This is a genomic window from Halovenus marina, from assembly GCF_051414115.1.
Taxonomy (GTDB): domain Archaea; phylum Halobacteriota; class Halobacteria; order Halobacteriales; family Haloarculaceae; genus Halovenus; species Halovenus marina.
Map to the genome: position 1 here is coordinate 1,952,931 of NZ_JBLKNZ010000001.1, position 16,493 is coordinate 1,969,423.

17 protein-coding genes are annotated in these 16,493 nt (G+C 62.0%); 11 read left to right on the top strand and 6 right to left on the bottom strand.

What is annotated here, in order from left to right; translation table 11 throughout:
- Positions 1–12: 12 nt before the first annotated feature.
- Both ACMGFL_RS09995 and ACMGFL_RS10000 read right to left on the bottom strand, forming a co-directional pair.
- A complete protein-coding gene (locus tag ACMGFL_RS09995) occupies positions 13–1,299 on the bottom strand; it encodes a glycosyltransferase family 87 protein (RefSeq protein WP_436935396.1) in 1,287 nt (428 codons plus the stop codon).
- Between the two features lie 85 nt (positions 1,300–1,384).
- Positions 1,385–3,613, bottom strand: a complete 2,229-nt coding sequence (locus tag ACMGFL_RS10000) for a CDC48 family AAA ATPase (RefSeq protein WP_436935397.1) — start codon at positions 3,611–3,613, stop codon at positions 1,385–1,387.
- 160 nt (positions 3,614–3,773) lie between these two features.
- Between ACMGFL_RS10000 and ACMGFL_RS10005 the strand changes: the two genes are divergently transcribed.
- From ACMGFL_RS10005 to ACMGFL_RS10015, 3 genes are all read left to right on the top strand, one after another.
- Positions 3,774–4,202: a universal stress protein gene (locus ACMGFL_RS10005; protein ID WP_436935398.1), complete on the top strand. Its 429-nt coding sequence runs from the start codon at positions 3,774–3,776 to the stop codon at positions 4,200–4,202.
- Between the two features lie 89 nt (positions 4,203–4,291).
- On the top strand, positions 4,292–5,104 hold the full coding sequence (dacZ, locus tag ACMGFL_RS10010) for a diadenylate cyclase DacZ (protein ID WP_436935399.1): 813 nt from the start codon (positions 4,292–4,294) through the stop codon (positions 5,102–5,104).
- A 1-nt stretch (position 5,105) separates the two neighbouring features.
- Positions 5,106–5,894 (top strand): mechanosensitive ion channel domain-containing protein, encoded by a 789-nt coding sequence (locus tag ACMGFL_RS10015; RefSeq protein WP_436935400.1) that lies wholly within the window; start codon positions 5,106–5,108, stop codon positions 5,892–5,894.
- Between the two features lie 107 nt (positions 5,895–6,001).
- Here the strand turns inward: ACMGFL_RS10015 and ACMGFL_RS10020 are convergent, their stop codons facing one another.
- Complete coding sequence (locus tag ACMGFL_RS10020; RefSeq protein WP_436935401.1) at positions 6,002–6,328, bottom strand: Sec-independent protein translocase subunit TatA/TatB; 327 nt, start codon at positions 6,326–6,328, stop codon at positions 6,002–6,004.
- Positions 6,329–6,538: 210 nt separating this feature from the next.
- On the opposite strand from ACMGFL_RS10020, the gene ACMGFL_RS10025 reads away from it, so the two are divergent.
- The 3 genes from ACMGFL_RS10025 (at position 6,539) to ACMGFL_RS10035 (ending at position 8,291) form a co-directional block, all read left to right on the top strand.
- Positions 6,539–7,009, top strand: coding sequence for a redoxin domain-containing protein (locus tag ACMGFL_RS10025; RefSeq protein WP_436935402.1), 471 nt, complete (start codon positions 6,539–6,541; stop codon positions 7,007–7,009).
- Between the two features lie 87 nt (positions 7,010–7,096).
- Positions 7,097–7,669 (top strand): magnesium transporter, encoded by a 573-nt coding sequence (locus tag ACMGFL_RS10030; protein WP_436935403.1) that lies wholly within the window; start codon positions 7,097–7,099, stop codon positions 7,667–7,669.
- Between the two features lie 52 nt (positions 7,670–7,721).
- Positions 7,722–8,291 (top strand): magnesium transporter, encoded by a 570-nt coding sequence (locus ACMGFL_RS10035; RefSeq protein WP_436935404.1) that lies wholly within the window; start codon positions 7,722–7,724, stop codon positions 8,289–8,291.
- A gap of 30 nt (positions 8,292–8,321) precedes the next feature.
- Here the strand turns inward: ACMGFL_RS10035 and ACMGFL_RS10040 are convergent, their stop codons facing one another.
- Positions 8,322–9,047, bottom strand: coding sequence for a TVP38/TMEM64 family protein (locus ACMGFL_RS10040; protein WP_436935405.1), 726 nt, complete (start codon positions 9,045–9,047; stop codon positions 8,322–8,324).
- Between the two features lie 135 nt (positions 9,048–9,182).
- Between ACMGFL_RS10040 and ACMGFL_RS10045 the strand changes: the two genes are divergently transcribed.
- Both ACMGFL_RS10045 and ACMGFL_RS10050 read left to right on the top strand, forming a co-directional pair.
- Positions 9,183–10,166: a calcium/sodium antiporter gene (locus tag ACMGFL_RS10045; RefSeq protein WP_436935406.1), complete on the top strand. Its 984-nt coding sequence runs from the start codon at positions 9,183–9,185 to the stop codon at positions 10,164–10,166.
- 59 nt (positions 10,167–10,225) lie between these two features.
- Complete coding sequence (locus ACMGFL_RS10050) at positions 10,226–11,479, top strand: APC family permease (protein WP_436935407.1); 1,254 nt, start codon at positions 10,226–10,228, stop codon at positions 11,477–11,479.
- Positions 11,480–11,497: 18 nt separating this feature from the next.
- Here the strand turns inward: ACMGFL_RS10050 and ACMGFL_RS10055 are convergent, their stop codons facing one another.
- A complete protein-coding gene (locus ACMGFL_RS10055) occupies positions 11,498–12,703 on the bottom strand; it encodes a potassium channel family protein (RefSeq protein ID WP_436935408.1) in 1,206 nt (401 codons plus the stop codon).
- 144 nt (positions 12,704–12,847) lie between these two features.
- Here ACMGFL_RS10055 and ACMGFL_RS10060 point away from each other — a divergent pair, with 144 nt between their 5' ends.
- Positions 12,848–14,449, top strand: coding sequence for a hypothetical protein (locus ACMGFL_RS10060; protein WP_436935409.1), 1,602 nt, complete (start codon positions 12,848–12,850; stop codon positions 14,447–14,449).
- A 75-nt stretch (positions 14,450–14,524) separates the two neighbouring features.
- Positions 14,525–14,941, top strand: coding sequence for a hypothetical protein (locus ACMGFL_RS10065; RefSeq protein ID WP_436935410.1), 417 nt, complete (start codon positions 14,525–14,527; stop codon positions 14,939–14,941).
- 33 nt (positions 14,942–14,974) lie between these two features.
- Here ACMGFL_RS10065 and ACMGFL_RS10070 read toward each other — a convergent pair whose 3' ends face one another.
- Entirely contained in the window at positions 14,975–15,160 is a 186-nt protein-coding gene (locus ACMGFL_RS10070; protein ID WP_436935411.1) for a DUF7576 family protein, read from the bottom strand.
- 151 nt (positions 15,161–15,311) lie between these two features.
- Between ACMGFL_RS10070 and trpB the strand changes: the two genes are divergently transcribed.
- Positions 15,312–16,481, top strand: a complete 1,170-nt coding sequence (trpB, locus tag ACMGFL_RS10075; protein WP_436935412.1) for a tryptophan synthase subunit beta — start codon at positions 15,312–15,314, stop codon at positions 16,479–16,481.
- The last annotated feature ends 12 nt before the right edge of the window (positions 16,482–16,493 follow it).

Sequence of the window (16,493 nt, forward strand, 5' to 3'; positions counted from 1 at the left end):
GGGCTGGCTCTGCTATGATGACTGGTCGTCAGATTCGAGCAGATCCTCGCCCGGGAGCGAACCGGGATGCTGTGCCAGCCGAACTGCAGCGAGACCGACCAGCAACGCCGTCCCGTACACGCCTGGCTGGAGCAGCACTGCCTCCGAGCGACCGAAGAGATAGATTGCGGTCTTGGTCCCAATCGAGTGGAAGTGAACGAGCAAGACGGCGAGGACCGGGATCCACGGAAGCCCGTCTTCGCGGTCGAACTCGGCGGCGAGCAAGATGATCGCAGGCACGATCAGGACCACCAGGTCGTGGGTGTACGCACGCGGCGCGAACAGCGGGATCACGGCGACGCCGAGCGCGAAGGTCGGCCACGCCGCTTTCGGATGGTGGCGACGCGTCACAGCGAGCCAGACGACGCCGACAACCCCAAGCACAGTCACGGGGATCACCCAGACGTTCGGAAGCGACAGCCCGAACGACGCGACGAACTGATCGACGAGGTAGAACGGCCGGTAGTAAGCTGTCAGGTTCATGTAGGGAGCAAACTGCTCAGTGCCCCAGCCTTTGCCCCACCGGAGCACGTCGAGATACGCCAGATTCGTGTCGATTCCGAACACGAGCAGTGACACCGCGAGAAGCCCTCCGGCAGTCACGAGCGCCGAGACAAGTCGGTTTCGGTCACGCAGCAGATGTGCCCCGGCAGTCGCATAGAAAATCTTGACAGAACTGCCGAACGTCGTTAGAAGGCCGCTGAGCCACTGTCGCCCCCACAGGCCACGGTCGCCGCGCTCGTGCGTGTAAAACCCAAAGCACAGCAGCGCGGCAAGGAGCGTCGATATCTGACTCCACTTGAAGTCCCAGAGCTGTGGGTGAAAGCCAAACAGCGCAAAGAGGGTGAGGATCCGCTCGGGCACCGTCAGCCCGTATCCGAGTTCCTCGACGACGGCCTCGACCCCGACCCACAGCAACACGAGCGACAGCACTCCGAAGAGGACGGGACCAGCCTCGAAACCGAGTTTCGCAAAGGGGTAAAACAGCGGAATGACGAACGGAGGATACAGGTAACTGCCGTGGTAGCCCCCGCTCTCGTTCTGAACGTATATCTCCTCATCCTGAAGCCAGCCTTCGACCGCGCTCGAATACGCGCTGAAGTCGTTGAAGCCGTAATCCGAGACGTGAATCGCTTCGACGGTCTGAAGCCACGCGTCGACCACCGGCCAGCAGACCATCGTCAGCACGGTCACAATCGAGAGGGCGACGAATCCAGGGCGGTCGTGGCGGCGGTTCCACAGTTGCCTCGACAGCGACATCACCGGGTGCCACGACCGAGACCGTCATATGTTTGATGGTCTCAGACCCGTCGGTCTCGGTGAGATACAACAGCTGAGCGCGGCGTTACTGGAAGCCGATCCGGCCGCCGCGGCCCTGCTGCTGGGGTTCGGGGCCGCTGCCACGGAACTCCTCTTCCATGCGCTCGTAGTAGTCGCGGATGTCGTCAGTGATGGTCGCGCGGACGTTCTCCATCGCCTGCCGGAAGTGGCGCATCTCAACGACTTCGGCGTCCTCGTCCTGTCGAAGCGCTTCGATGGCACCCTCGCGAGCGATCGATTCCAGATCCGAACCGACGTACCCCTCCGACACTTCAGCGAGTTCTCGCAGACTCACGTCCGGGGAGAGGGGCATGTCCTCGGTGTGGATCTTGAGGATCTGTTCGCGACCCTCGATATCGGGTTCGCCGATCATCACGAGTCGGTCGAACCGACCCGAACGGATCAGCGCCGGGTCGATCATATCCGGCCGGTTGGTCGCGCCGATCACCATCACTTCCTCCATCTCTTCGAGCCCGTCGAGTTCCGTCAGTAGCTGATTGACGACCCGCTCGGAGACGTTCGAGCCCGCTTCACTGCCACCGCGACCGGGCGCGAGCGAGTCGAGTTCGTCGAAGAAGATGACCGTCGGCGCGACCTGACGTGCCTTCCGGAACGTCTCGCGGATCGCCTTCTCGCTTTCGCCGACCCACTTCGAGAGCAGTTGCGGCCCACGGACGCTGATGAAGTTCGCGTCGGTCTCGTTTGCGACGGCTTTGGCCATCAGCGTCTTGCCGGTGCCCGGCGGCCCGTAGAGGAGAACGCCAGACGGGGGACTGATCCCCATCCGCGTGAACTTCTCCGGCGAGTTCATCGGCCACTCGACGGACTCGCGGACCTCCTTCTTTGCCCCCTGGAGGCCGCCGACGTGGTCCCAGTTTATCTTCGGGAGTTCGACGAGCACTTCCCGCATCGCGCTCGGGGACACCTCGTTGAGCGCGCCGCGGAAGTCGTCGCGTTTGATGATCATCCGGTCGATCAGACTCGGTGGGATGTCCTCCTCGTCCAGATCGATCTCCGGAAGGTAGCGACGGAGTGCCTTCATCGCAGCCTCCTTGGTCAGGCTCTCGATGTCTGCCCCGACGAAGCCGTGTGTCTCCTCGGCGAGTTTGTTCAGGTTCACGTCGTCAGAGAGGGGCATCCCGCGGGTGTGGATCTGGAGAATCTCCTGACGCCCACTCTCGTCCGGGACACCGATCTCGATCTCGCGGTCGAACCGGCCGGGGCGGCGAAGGGCCGGATCGACCGAATCCACGCGGTTGGTTGCGGCGATGACGATGACCTGCCCGCGGGATTCCAGTCCGTCCATCATCGTCAGCAACTGCGCGACGACGCGGCGCTCGACTTCGCCGGTGACGTCCTCCCGTTTGGGCGCAATCGAGTCGAGTTCGTCGATGAAGATGATCGACGGCGACTCCTCGCTGGCGTCCTCGAAGATTTCGCGTAACTGCTGTTCGGATTCGCCGTAGTACTTGGAGATTATCTCTGGTCCGGCGATGGAGAAGAAACTCGCCGACGTCTCGTTTGCGACCGCCTTCGCAAGTAAGGTCTTGCCAGTGCCGGGCGGCCCGTGCAACAGCACCCCCTGTGGCGGTTCGATGCCGAGTTTCTTGAAGATCTGGGGGTGTTTCATCGGCAACTCGACCATCTCGCGGACGCGCTGGATCTCGGACTGCAGTCCACCGATGTCCTCGTAGGTGATCCCCCCACCAGTTTTCTCGAAGCCGCTGATCGGCTCCTCGCGGAGTTCGACGTCGGTGTCCTCGGTGATCAACACGACCCCCTCGGGTTCGGTCTCGACGGCGATGAGCGGGATTGCCTGCCCCGGCGAGCGCATGAAGGGGTGGTTCGTCGAGGACATCACCGGCACGATGTCACGCTCGACGACCGGTCGCTTGAGGATCTGTCGTTTCACCATCCCCGCGGCGTCGCTGCCGAACTGGACGCTCGCTTCCTCCGGCGGCGCGAGCACGAGTGTCTCGGCCTTCTCGGCCTCTGCCTTGCGGATTTCGACGCGTTCACCGATCCCCACGTCGGCGTTCTGACGGGTGAACCCGTCGATGCGAACGGTGTCCGTGTTCCAGTCCTGTCGGTCCGCGCGCCAGACCTTCGCGGCCGTCGTCTCTGCGCCCTCTATCTCGATGATGTCGCCCGGCGAGAGTTTGAGGTGCAACAGCGTATCTGGGTCGAGACGCGCGATGCCCCGCCCGGAGTCGTTCGGGTACGCCTTTGCAACCTCCAGTTGGACTTCATTCATAGTAGCCTGTGATGCTAGTACAGTCAGGTGTCCCCGGAGATATGCCTTTTGCTACCGGTGGTTGTGCGGGCTACCCAAATCATCGAACCGGTCTCGAAGAAATGTCAGAAGAAGGTCACTGTCGGTTAGGTTCATAACCCTGGAACTGTTACCGTCTCACATGGTCTTTCTCGTCCCGTACGACGGTTCGCCGGTCTCCGAGCGCGCACTCGACTGCGCAATCGAGCACGGAAAAGCGATGAACACGAAAGTCGTGGCGGTCAGTTTTGTCCCAACTGGCGCGGAATATGCAGAGCGGCGCAAGTGGATCGAACCGAGCGAGGACTTCGCCGCCGACAACGCCCGAAACGAACTCAAACGCAAGATAGCTGAGGCGACCGACGACGCGGAGCGGTCCTTCTCCGGCCCCGATGCGAGTACACTCGGAAACGGCGTCAGCAAACACGTCCGTCGGGTCGCTCAGGACATCGACGCATCGGTGCTGTTTGTCGGGGCTGACCCGGCCGCTGAGAGCGACGACCTGTCGACGCCGTTTGGCGATATCGCGACGAAAGCAGGCTACGACGTGCATCTCGTCCGCTCGGCCTGACAAGTGACGTGAAGCGGGTCAGAGAGAAGTCTGCTGTGTGCCAGACACGGCCCACAACCTTTTCTCAGGGCAGATCGATAGTGTATGTAATGACCGGAGTCGAGGACTTGCTCGCCGATATTGTAGCGGACATCGATGCCGTACTGGTTTTCACCGAAGATAAGTCGACGTACGACCGCCTCGAAGACGACGACGTCGAAGTGATCGTCGTGGCGACGGAGAACGCGGTCGATGCGGAGTCGTTTGTCTCACTGCCGCTTTCGTTTACCGACATCGAAGACCGGGTTCGGTTCGGTCTCGAGGGGGCGCTCGACACCGGACTGGTCGAAGAGGACGACGACGTCGTCTGCCTGACGAAGGCGTTCAACGAGAACGATGTCGACACCGCGATCCGTATCCGCGCCGACGAGTTCACCAGAACCGGGATCTACGACCTGTTTGTCAACTCGCGGGCCGACGCCGACGTGGTTCGTGACGTCTTCGAGGTGGTGATCGAACTCGGGAAGAAAGGCCAGAAAGGAAGTCCCGTCGGCGCGCTCTTTGTCGTCGGGGACGCCGGGAAGGTGATGAACAAGTCCCGGCCGCTCTCGTACAACCCCTTCGAGAAGTCCCACGTGCAGGTCGGCGATCCGATCGTGAACGTGATGCTGAAGGAGTTCTCGCGACTCGATGGCGCATTCGTCATCTCCGACAGCGGCAAGATCGTTTCTGCCTATCGCTACCTCGAACCGGCCGCCGAGGGGGTCGATATTCCGAAAGGACTCGGCACGCGCCACATGGCTGGCGGTGCGATCACCAGAGAGACCAACGCGATTGCAATCGTCCTCTCCGAGAGCGATGGAATGGTCCGCGCGTTCAAGGGCGGTGAACTGATACTCGAACTCGACCCGGAGGAGTACTGAGATGGAGGTGGAGTGGTCAGCACTCGTCCGCAGAGTCTTCTCGGAGGAGGTGGCACTGGGAATCGCTATCGGATTACTCGTCGTCGGCGCGTTCATCGCGTATTTCGTGTGGCGGTGGGTTCACTCCGTCTTTCGTCGGTCCGGGATCACAGACATGGTCGAAGCGACCCCCTTCGATCGCTCGCTCCAGCGATACGGAACCTCGACTGGCGGGGTCATCGCAGTGCTTGCAGCGACGCTCACATATCTCGGGTTCGTCGTCTTCGCGTTTCAGATCAGCCAACTCATCGCCGTCGAGGCGTTCTGGCTGCGGCTGAGCGCCTTCTTCCCCAACGCTGTGATCGCCGTGCTCGCGATCATCATCGGGTTGGTAGTCGGCGAACGAGCGAAACTCGCGATCATCGACCGCCTCCAGTCAGTCAAGCTACCGGAAGCGACGATTATCCCGGAAATCGTCAAGTACAGCATCTTCTTCATCGCGGGACTCATCGCACTCGGACAGCTCGGCGTCGTCACGGAGGCGTTGCTCGTGTTGCTCGCAGCTTACGTGTTCGGCGTCGTCTTTCTCGGCGGCATCGCGTTCAAGGACCTGCTCGCTGCGAGTGCGGCGGGGATCTACCTGCTCCTGACCGAACCATACGCGATCGGCGACGAGATCCACGTCGACGGAAAACAGGGAATCGTCCAGGAAGTCGGCGTCTTCGTCACGAAGATCGAAAATGACGAGGAGGAGTACATCATCCCGAACCAGCGGATCTTCCAGTCAGGCGTGATCCGGGTCCGGAACTGACACTGCGGCAGAACGTGACGAAGTGGGCCACTCACTACGCCGTTTCCACACAGTCAACGCTCGTCGGACACTGCCGCAGTACGTGGCCCCACCACGACGTCAGCGGATTAGCTCGACGTCTCTTCTTTCTCGGTGCTAGTCGTCTCGGTGTCAGTCGTCTCGCTTTCGGCCGTCTGCGTGTCGAGTCCCTCGCTTTCCTCGTCGTCGAGACCGAGGTCCGGTTCGGAGTCAAGTGAGGTTGCCTCCTCCATCTGTTCGAGTTCCTCTTCGACTTGCTGGCGTCCCTTCTGGAACTCGCCCATCGCCTGCCCGGTCGACCGAGCGAGTTTGGGAATCTTGTTCGCGCCGAACAGCAACACGGCGATCAGCAGGATTACGACCATTTCCATCCCCCCCGGCACTGGACCGAACAGGGGTACGAGTGTGCTTGCCATCTCTACCCTTACGTTGCAAACTCCGTATTATAGGCTTTTTGCTCCAAACGCACTCCACGGCCGGGGGTTCGCTGCTGTGTCTTCCACGTATTTCGTTCGCCGACGGTCGACGACCCATCTTCCACAACTGACCGCGAATTGCGAGAACCACCCTACTACGACTGACCGCGGATCACAATCGACTTCAGACGCGCGTCCAACCTGCCCGATATGGTACGAGAAGGCGACACTGCGCCCGATTTCACTGCACCGCTCGCAAACGGCGACGTCGACTCGTTCACGCTGTCAGATGCGCTCGACGACGGGCCGGTCGTGCTGGCGTTTTTCCCCGGCGCGTTCACGAGTGTCTGCAGTCACGAAATGAACGCCCTGCAGGACCGACTCGACTCGCTGACAGACTCCGCGCAGGTGTACGGCGTCAGCGTCGACTCGCCGTTCTCGCTCGATGAGTTCCGCGACAAACTCGGCCTCGAATTCGCTCTCATCAGCGACACGAACCGCAACATCGTCCACGAGTACGACCTGGCGATGGACTTCACGGAACTGGGCGTCCACAACGTCGCCAAGCGCTCGGTGCTCGTCATCGACGAAGACGGGACAGTCTCCTACGCCTGGGTCTCCGACGACCCCGGCGTCGAACCGTCCTACGACGAACTCGAAGCCGCCGTCGCAAACGTATAGGTTGGCGTTCGAGGAGGAACGTACGAGCGCATTCTTTGATCCGGCCGCTCTCGGTAGCTTTAACAGAACACTCACCGACTCTCGATTATGAGCGTCCGGCACGACGTCTGGGACATCTATCGCCAGGCGCTTCCCGTGTTGCTCGTCGCGCTGGGTGGCGGCCTGTTTGCCGGACTCGTGCTGGAGCTCGTGATCGCACGCGCCGCCGACTTTCCGGGACTGCTCATCATGGTCCCCGTCTTTCTCGCGACCCGCGGAAACGTCTACGGGGCGCTCGGTGGTCGCATCGCGAGCGGACTCCATCAGGGGCTTATCGAACCGCAGTTCCAGCGCGACGACCGGCTTCTCAACGCCGTCGTTGCGTCAGTCGTCAACGGAATCGGCATCTCCATCGTCATCGGCGTCATCTCGTGGCTCGCGCTCGTCGCGCTAGGCTGGCCCCGCGCCGACCTGCTCCATCTCGTCGGCATCATGTTCGTCGCGGGCGCACTCACCTCTGGGGTGATGATCATCGGGCTCCTTGGGCTGATCTTCTATGGGTTCAGAGCGGGCTACGACCCGGACAATCTCGTCGGACCGATCGTGACGACGCTCGGTGACGTCTTCGGGATGCTCTTTTTGCTGCTCTCGGTCGTACTCATGGAGGCACTCGTCACATGAACGGGCGGAGAGACAGCGTGCACACGACGACACTCGGGAGCGAGATATCCGCATGACACGGAGTTCACTCGGCACGTGGAAGGTCAGGACCATCGTGGGACACATGTTCCCGTTACTCGTCGCGCTGTCGCTTATCGTCCTCGTCGCGGGGTTGCGACTCGAGAGCGCAGACGAGTTCTTAGCGGAGTTTGCGCTGCTGGCCGTGATGGTGCCGACGATGGTCGGCCTGGGCGGGAATCTCGGTGCAATCCTGAGTTCGCGGCTGTCGACCCGGTTTCACCTCGGAACGACCGAACTCGACCCCCGTGACCGTGTCCTGTGGGCGAACGTCCTCGCCATTCTCGCGCTCGCGCTGACGCTCTTTACTGTACTCGCTGTCAGCACGTACGCGCTCGGGTTCGTCATCGGTTCGAAGCTTGGACTCGGAACCTTGCTTTTCATCTCGCTCGTCAGCGGGATGTCGGTAGCCGTCATCGCAATCGTCTTCAGCTTTCTCACGACGTATCTCTCCTACCGTGCGGGGATCGACCCCGACGATACGACCATCCCAATCGTGACAAACCTCGTCGACGTGTTCGGTATGATCATCTTTCTCAGCGTGTCGCTTGCCGTACTCGACTGAGACTGTCGGCGGTGTGCCAACACCGAGCGGTCACGCTGCTGGTCCGCCGAGTCGTCTGAACAGGTCGTCGCGCTTGAGATACCCGACGCCCGTCAGAACCACGAGGACACCTAGAAGAAGTGCCATCTCTGTAAGTCTGTGTGCGGCGAATTGCGCGCCCGCGGCGTTCGCGACGGCGTATCCCGGGAGCCGACCGATAACCGAAACGATCACCATATCCCGGATCCGGATGTCGGTCAGGCCAGCGACAAAGCAGATAGCATCGTCGGGGATCCCAGGGATGAGAAAGATGAGAAAAAGTGCAGTGAGGCCTCGTCGTTGTGTCATCGTATCGAATCGGTCGATAAGCGACGGGTCGATAGAGCGCTCGACGTACGACCGGCCGTACCGTCGCGACAGTCGAAAGACGACGTAACTCCCGATAGCCGCACCGATGAGACTGTACAGCGTCCCGAGAGCCATCCCGAAGAGATAGCCGCTGACGAAGCCAAGCACCTGTCCCGGGATTGGCGCAACGATCACCTGCGTCGCCTGAACGAGGATGAACACGACCGGAGCGAGCGGGCCGTACGCCTCGATACCGAGTCGAAGCCCTTCGGGATCGGTCAGCCAGGGGACGTACCGACGCAGGACGATGGCACTGCCGAACAGAGCAATACCGATGACAAACAGCCACAGAATCGCGCGACGTCTGGCCGCCTTCGAGGTGAAGACGCCACGTGTCACTTCGTTCGTCCGCCAGAGGAGTGATTTCATGGGTGGAGAGCGTTACACGCGACGGAGTTGGTAGATCCTCGTCCGGCGCGAACATATATGTAGGCCATCTTTCTCGTAATGGGAGGGACATTCGGCCAAGAGTACATATTCAATCGCTCCGTACCGATCAGTAGTGTGTCACTCCTCAGTTCGGTGGCCGTGTTTGTCGTCGCGCTCGCCTTCTTGCTAGTGGCTTCGGAGTGGTTCACCTCGGCCGCGGAGCGTCTCGCACTCGCTGCTGGAGTGTCGCCGTTTCTGATCGGTGCGACGATCGTCGCTGGCGGTACGTCGCTGCCGGAACTCGTGTCGTCGGTGCTTGCCGCCGTCGAGGGCGAACCCGGCATCGCACTCGGCACCGCCGTCGGTTCGAACATCGCGAACATCTTCCTCGTGCTGGGCATCGCCGCGGTGGCGGCCCGCCATCTCCAGATCGACCGCGAACTCGTCCGCGTGGATCTGCCGCTCCTGATGGCCTCGGCGGTGTTCCTGCTCATCGTCGCGTGGAACGGCTCGGTTCGATGGTACGAAGGTCTCATCGGACTGTTGGGGCTTGCAGTCTACGTCCATTTCACGCTCTCGACGCGAACGCGTCTCGACGAGGTGGTCGACGAACTGGTCGAGGAACACACGGAACGAGCCGGCGACGAGGCTGTCGTCGCCGACGGCGTCGAACCCGACGTGACCGTACGGACGTATGCGGTGCTCGTGGGAAGTCTCGGAGTGGTGTTCGTTGCCGCCAGCCAGCTCGTCGGGTCACTGCTCGCTATCGCCGCGGCGCTCGACGTGGGTACAGAACTCGTTGCGATGACCGCCGTCGCAGTGGGGACGTCCCTGCCCGAAATCTCGGTTAGCCTGAGCGCGATTCGGCGCGGGTCGTCGGAACTGACCGTCGGGAACGTCCTCGGTTCGAACGTGTTCAATACGTTCGCTGTCGTCGGCGTCCCGGCTCTCCTCGTGCCCGTTCCGGCCGCACCGAGCGTCCGGACGTTCGCTCTGCCGGTGATGATTCTCGCCACCCTACTGTACTACTTCATCACGCAGGACCGCGAGATAACGCGGTGGGAAGGGCTCGCACTCGTGTTGCTGTATGCCGCGTTCGTCGTGAACCTCGCCCCGTAGCTCGGATGGTGACGACACGAAGATCTTTGTACGAGACGGTTCTCGATCAGTGTGACTGGATGACGTCATCGCAGGGGTCCGGACTCACAGAATCGGCCGCGCCGACGCTCAGCAGGGATCTCGGGTTGTTCGAGGTCGTCGTCTACGGAGTCGGCCTCATCCTCGGGGCCGGAATCTACGCAATACTCGGTGAGGCGGCCGGTGTGGCTGGCGAAGCGCTCCCCATCTCGTTTGTCGTCGCGGCGGTGGTCGCGTCGTTTACCGGCCTGAGCTACGCAGAACTTGCCTCGCGCTTTCCCCGCGGAGAGGGCGACTACGTCTACGTCCGGAACGCCTTCGGGAGCAAGCGCCTCGCGGAAGCCGTGGCGTTTTTGCGCGTGTTCGTCGGCGCTGTGTCGGCCGCGGCGGTCGCGCTCGCCTTCGCGGGCTACCTCGACGGGTTCGTGTCCGTCCCGGCCGTACCGGTCGCAATCGGGCTGATCGTGCTCGCGTCCGCAGTCAATTTCTGGGGAATTGATACCTCAGTGAAGCTGAATCTTGCCTTCACGGCCGCCGAGGTCGCCGGTCTCGCCATCGTGATCTGGTTCGGCCGCACGACGTGGGGTAATGTGAACGTCCTTCACTCGCCCTTTGGAGCGCCCGGGGTAGTCGAAGCCGCGTTTCTGGTCTTTTTCGCGTATCTCGGGTTCGGCTCTATCGTCAATATCGCCGAAGAGACCGAGAACGCGACCGAGACGATTCCGAAAGCGATCGTTCTCGCGATCGGAGTCACGACCGTCCTGTACGTCTTCGTCGCCGTGTCGGCGATCGGGGTGGTGAACTGGGAAGCGCTCGGTGCCTCCAGTTCACCGCTGACACTGGTCGCACGGGCCGGGGGCGGCGACGTGGCCGCGTCGGTCATCACTGCCATCGCGCTCACCTCGACTGCGAACACGGTACTCATTCTGCTCGTCTCCACTTCGCGGCTGGTGTACGGTGTCTCGAAGTCCGAGTATCGGTCGTTCCCGACTGTGTTCTCACGTGTCCACGCCGCCCGGCAGACCCCGTACCTCGCAGTCGCGCTCGTCGGCGGCGTCACGATACCGGTGACGCTGCTCGATGATCTGGGACAGGTGGCGAGTCTCGCCAACGGGGGGCTGCTCGTCGTGTTCGTCGTCGTGAACGCTGCACTCCTGAAACTGCGATACGAGAAGCCCGACGAACGCGGCGGGTTCACCGCCCCGCTGACCGTGGGACGGCTGTCTGTCACCGCGCTCGCGGGGTTGGTCACGTCGCTCGGACTGTTTACAGTCTACGTGTCCAGTTTCCTCTGAGGACACACTGAAAAACAGCTACGCTTCAGCCGCCGAGAGCAGGTCGTCGATGGCGTTCCACGTCCCCCGTGCGATTACGACGTCGCCCGTTGCGAGTTGGGAAGCCCGCTCGGGGTAGAACGTCCATTCGTCGGCTGCGTCGTGAATGGCGATGACCGACACGCCGGCGTGTGTGTCCAGAATCGACCCGAGATCCGCGCCGACGAACGGGCTTTCCGCACCGATACGAACGGGCCGGACGGCGACGTCACTCTCCTTGACGGACTCGGTGATGACGGGATGAGTGTCGATATCGCGGAGAATCCCCTCAGTGATCTCCAGTGCGGCATCGCTGATGACTTCGGCACTGTTTGCAAGTCTGAGCAGGCCCCGAAGCGTGATCGGATCGTCGATCTCACCAGCCGCCTGGAGTGTCCAGGCTTCCAGACGCGCCTGTAGCGCGTCGACCTCGATTTCGAGCGAATGAACCTCGCGTGCGAGCGGTTCGTCGTCAGCGAGAACGCTGCCATACGCCAGGTCGACGGAGAGTTCGCTGACGTTTTTCATCAACACGATGGTATCGACGGCCCGGTCGAGGTCGGTAATCTCAGATTCGACCGGCTCAGTCTGTTCGTATGGCTCACCGGTCACCGTCTCGTAGACATCGACCAGATTCGACGCTGCGCCACGCAAGAGCAACACGTCGCCGGATTCGAGGGTCGTTTCGTTGTCGGGGTCGAGTTCCCACTCGTCGTCAGAGCGAAGGGCGATGACGCGGACGCCAGTTTCTGTCTCCAGGTCGATATCGCCGAGCGAGCGGTCCGCATACGCCGAGCCCGGATCGACGGTCGCACGCGTGAGCACTTCCATCGCCTCCGGGAGTGCCGCACGGATCGCCCCGGGAAGTTCCGTCTCTTCGAGTACGATCGCTGCGATATCGCCCGCCGCGTTGCTGATCTTTTCGGTCGCCCCGACGACGCCGAGGACCGGGGCAAGCTGTTTCGAGTCCTGTGGGTTCCGGGCAGCCATCAGTAGGTTCATACGGGCCTGCATCTGAAGCCGATCCATCTGTGACTCCAGTTCGAGCACTTCCGTCGCGAGTTGCTCGCTGTTGTTCAACAGCGCAGAGTACGCCAGGTCGACGATAAGCTCGGAGCTGTTTTTCATCGCGACCAGCAGGTCCTTGACGCCGACGGGTTCGTACTCGATGGTCTCCGACCCGGGGTCGCCGTCGAACGCGGCCATACTGTCACTACTTCGCTCGCCCGTTTCATTCTATCGGCTGTGGAAATCGCTGCCCTGTCGGCCACAATATTTATTCCCAGCTCATGTGATTGGGTGAAACGTGCTATTTCGGGGATAGATGACCCCGAGCGAGCAAATAAAAGTATGAGCGAATCGGAGAAACAGGAGCAGACGAGTCTCGGGAAACGAGTGGTCTTCGGGTTCGTTGTCCTCTTGCTGTTCGTGTCCGTACTCGGGACAGTGACCGCCATCGGTCTCGACCGGACTGCGTTCGACGACGAGTACGTCGTCAAGACGCTCGAAGACGAGGATTCCTACGCCGGTCTCACCGAAGAGTTCCAGTCCGAAGTCTCAGAGAACCTCTCGCAGGCAGTGGGCGAGGGTCTGCCCCCGGGGATCACGATCACAAATTTCGACGCGAACCGAACCGCAGCGGAGAGTATCTCGGAGTCGTACATCGAAGCGGAGTTTCGCGACGCGATCACCGGGCTGTACGCGTTTGTACACGGCGAGACCGAGACGCTGATGATGGAAATCGACCTCGCGCAGGTCCGTGAGCGCTTGCAGGGGGCGTTCGAGACCGAGCAGGTCGCGGTCGACACGCCGGTGTTCGTCGCGGAACTGTCGCCCGCGGATACCCCGTTGCCGACCGACAGCGAGACGGTCGCAGCACTTTCCGAGAGTCAGGAGAGCTACGAAGCAGTCCGTCAGCAGCTCCGAGTCGACGTTGCCTTCCGGGGGCTGCGCAGAGAGGACCCGGACCGATTGCTCGATGCGGTCATCGACAACTACGACCCCGAGGAGTACACCGCAGAGGAGAAACAGCAAGAGATCGACGCACGCGAGGACGCGATCCGGTCGTATCTCGAATCCGAACTGCAGACCGACGAGCAACTCGCGGCCAGAGTCGGACAGCGGCTTGAGGAGATTGGGGAACAGACCCGCGCCGACATCGAACGAGAGGCGCGGTCGATAGACCAACCCAGTTCAGTCACGAATGCTGGCGCAAATCTCGGGACGACAGTGGTCGACGGTCTCGTCGGCGATATGACCCACACCGAGTACACCACACAGCTAGAGAACAGCGAGGAAACACTCCAGACAGAAATCGCGGCCGCTATCGACGCAGAGATCGAATCGAGCGTTCCCGAGAATCTCGATCTGGCAGAGGGACTGGGTGGTGAAGACGGCGACAATCTGGACGCGGTCGTGCTGGTGTTCAGTCTCGGTGGCCTCGCAGTCTGGGTGCTTCCGCTGGCGACGATTGTACTCGTCGGCGTGGTGTACTGGCTGACTCGGGGCCCACACCGGACCGCGGCGACAACCGGGAAGACGTTCGCGACGGTCGGCGCGTTCGGCGTTCTCGTCGGATACGTGGTCAACCCCTTGCTTCGGAGATTCCTCGAAGGACAGGCAACGCCGAAGGGAGAAGCAGAGCCATCCGGTCTCGCGCAGGGTGGATTGGCGGTGGTCGACGGTACGCTCAGTCAGATCGGCCTGATCGCCGCACTCGTGCTGGTTATCGGTCTGGGACTGTTCGGACTCGTCGCTGCCGACCGCCGCCGAAAGCTCGACGGAGTCCGCGACGCACTCGGTCTGCGTTCCTACGTCGAGCAGCGCGGGGAAACCGACACAGCCGCCGCTGGGGACGACGGTGAGAGCGACACGGATGCCTCCAGCAGCAGTTCGGCTGCCGACGCCCAGTCAGTGGAGACAGGCGGCGAGAACGACACAGACGAGCAGTGAAGATTGACTGTGCCGAAGTGCGTCGACGGCCGCGGAACGATACGTTTAGTGGGGGCGGTATCGAATGGGGGATACGTGTCAGAGACCGACGGCTCCGCCGACGAGAGCGCAACAGAGACGGACAGTTCGGGTGGTGACGAGTCGACAGCGGTGGCCGAATCGACTGCGCCGCGGGGTGACAGCCGCGGGCTGTACGGGATCATCGTCGGTCTCGCGATCAACGTCTCGCTCGCGATAGCCACGATGTTCGGGTTCGAGGAACTGGCCGCTACACCCGAGTTTTTCGCGCTCTGGGCGGCCGGGAACTTCCTCATCCTTCCGGTCGGACTGTATATCGACGCCCGGCAACTGAAGCGGACGAGCGACTGGACGGGAACGCCGCTGATCTGGGGAGGACTTGCTGCGATTCCTGCGGTCAACATCGCTGTCGCTGCGTTCTATCTGTCGATTAGGGGATCGACAGACCGACTCGTCGGTGGAGCAGACGTGTGATCGAGTTCGCAAAACAGAAGCGAAAGAGCAGTATCAGTTCTCGTCCCAGTCGGCTTTGCACGCGTCGTCACAGAAGTGAACAGCCTGTACCTCGCCGTCGTCGATCCACGTCAGGACTCTGTGGTTTGCGCTGTTCGTGATCGCTGAACCGCAGGTCCCGCAGGTCGGGGCCTCCTCCGCCGTGATATCTTCGTTGAGATCCGATGTCGGGTCGACCATGATATCAGATACCTCGTCGCCCGGAGTATTTAACTCGGGCGCATTCGACCGCTGTGCAGTCGTCTATTCGACCGAACAGCGGTCGACGACGAGAGCGAGAGGACGTCGCTTTCCGGGACACTTACCTGCCAGCGTCTCGTCAACGGCAGGTATGGCACACGAAGGCACGTTCGAGGGCTACGGCGGCCGACACGTCCCAGAACCGCTCGAAGAACCGCTCGCACAGCTCGCCGCTGGCTTCGAGGCGGCGATGGAGTCCGACGAGTTCCACGAGCGCTTCGAGTATCTGCTGGAACACTACGGCGGTCGACCGACGCCAGTCTTTCACGCGGAGACGCTCAGCGAGCGCTACGACGCGAACATCTACTTCAAACACGAGGACCTGCTCCACGGCGGCGCACACAAGCTCAACAACACGCTCGGACAGGGCCTGCTCGCAAAGCAGGCCGGAAAGGAGCGACTCATCGCTGAAACCGGCGCAGGACAGCACGGCACCGCGACGGCGATGGTCGGTGCTCTGCTGGATCTGGACACGACTGTCTACATGGGTCGCCGAGACGTGAACCGCCAGGAGATGAACGTCTTCCGGATGCGACTGCTCGGCGCGGAGGTCGAGGAGGTGACCCGCGGAAACGAGGGGCTTGCCGAGGCAGTCGACGCCGCGATGGAGGACCTCATCGAGAATACCGAGGAGACACACTACCTCGTCGGCAGCGCCGTCGGTCCGGACCCGTTCCCGCGGATGGTCCGGGAGTTCCAGTCGGTCATCGGCCACGAGGCGCGCGAGCAGATACAGGACCTGCACGGCGACTTGCCGGACGCGTGTGTCGCCTGCGTCGGCGGTGGCTCGAACGCAATCGGGCTCTTTCACGCGTTCAAGGAGGACGAGGACGTCGACCTGTACGGCGCCGAACCGGCCGGAAAGGGCCTCGATTCGGGGCACCACTCCGCGCCACTCGCAGACACGAGAGTCGAGGATCCGCAGATCTTCCAGGGCATGAAGACGAAGATGATCGACGACGAGACGACCAACCACTCCGTCAGTGCGGGACTCGACTACCCGGCAGTCGGCCCGGAACACGCCGCCCTGCAGGAACTCGGCCGCGCCGAGTACCACGGCGTCACCGACGACGAGGCGCTCGCGGCCTTCCGCGAACTCAGCGAGACAGAAGGGATCATTCCCGCACTCGAACCGAGCCACGCCATCGCGCTGGGGCTGAAACTCGCCGAGGAAGACCGACACGACACCATCCTCATCAACCTCTGTGGGCGCGGTGACAAGGACATGCAGACCGCCGCGGAGAAGTTCGACCTGAGTTAGTCACACCGCGTT

What these genes read in the sequence shown, in the direction of transcription:
- ACMGFL_RS09995 (WP_436935396.1), bottom strand. Translation starts at nt 1,299, where the DNA reads ATGTCGCTGTCGAGGCAACTGTGGAACCGCCGCCACGACCGCCCTGGA.
- ACMGFL_RS10000 (WP_436935397.1), bottom strand. Translation starts at nt 3,613, where the DNA reads ATGAATGAAGTCCAACTGGAGGTTGCAAAGGCGTACCCGAACGACTCC.
- ACMGFL_RS10005 (WP_436935398.1), top strand. Translation starts at nt 3,774, where the DNA reads ATGGTCTTTCTCGTCCCGTACGACGGTTCGCCGGTCTCCGAGCGCGCA.
- dacZ (WP_436935399.1), top strand. Translation starts at nt 4,292, where the DNA reads ATGACCGGAGTCGAGGACTTGCTCGCCGATATTGTAGCGGACATCGAT.
- ACMGFL_RS10015 (WP_436935400.1), top strand. Translation starts at nt 5,106, where the DNA reads ATGGAGGTGGAGTGGTCAGCACTCGTCCGCAGAGTCTTCTCGGAGGAG.
- ACMGFL_RS10020 (WP_436935401.1), bottom strand. Translation starts at nt 6,328, where the DNA reads ATGGCAAGCACACTCGTACCCCTGTTCGGTCCAGTGCCGGGGGGGATG.
- ACMGFL_RS10025 (WP_436935402.1), top strand. Translation starts at nt 6,539, where the DNA reads ATGGTACGAGAAGGCGACACTGCGCCCGATTTCACTGCACCGCTCGCA.
- ACMGFL_RS10030 (WP_436935403.1), top strand. Translation starts at nt 7,097, where the DNA reads ATGAGCGTCCGGCACGACGTCTGGGACATCTATCGCCAGGCGCTTCCC.
- ACMGFL_RS10035 (WP_436935404.1), top strand. Translation starts at nt 7,722, where the DNA reads ATGACACGGAGTTCACTCGGCACGTGGAAGGTCAGGACCATCGTGGGA.
- ACMGFL_RS10040 (WP_436935405.1), bottom strand. Translation starts at nt 9,047, where the DNA reads ATGAAATCACTCCTCTGGCGGACGAACGAAGTGACACGTGGCGTCTTC.
- ACMGFL_RS10050 (WP_436935407.1), top strand. Translation starts at nt 10,226, where the DNA reads ATGACGTCATCGCAGGGGTCCGGACTCACAGAATCGGCCGCGCCGACG.
- ACMGFL_RS10055 (WP_436935408.1), bottom strand. Translation starts at nt 12,703, where the DNA reads ATGGCCGCGTTCGACGGCGACCCCGGGTCGGAGACCATCGAGTACGAA.
- ACMGFL_RS10060 (WP_436935409.1), top strand. Translation starts at nt 12,848, where the DNA reads ATGAGCGAATCGGAGAAACAGGAGCAGACGAGTCTCGGGAAACGAGTG.
- ACMGFL_RS10070 (WP_436935411.1), bottom strand. Translation starts at nt 15,160, where the DNA reads ATGGTCGACCCGACATCGGATCTCAACGAAGATATCACGGCGGAGGAG.
- trpB (WP_436935412.1), top strand. Translation starts at nt 15,312, where the DNA reads ATGGCACACGAAGGCACGTTCGAGGGCTACGGCGGCCGACACGTCCCA.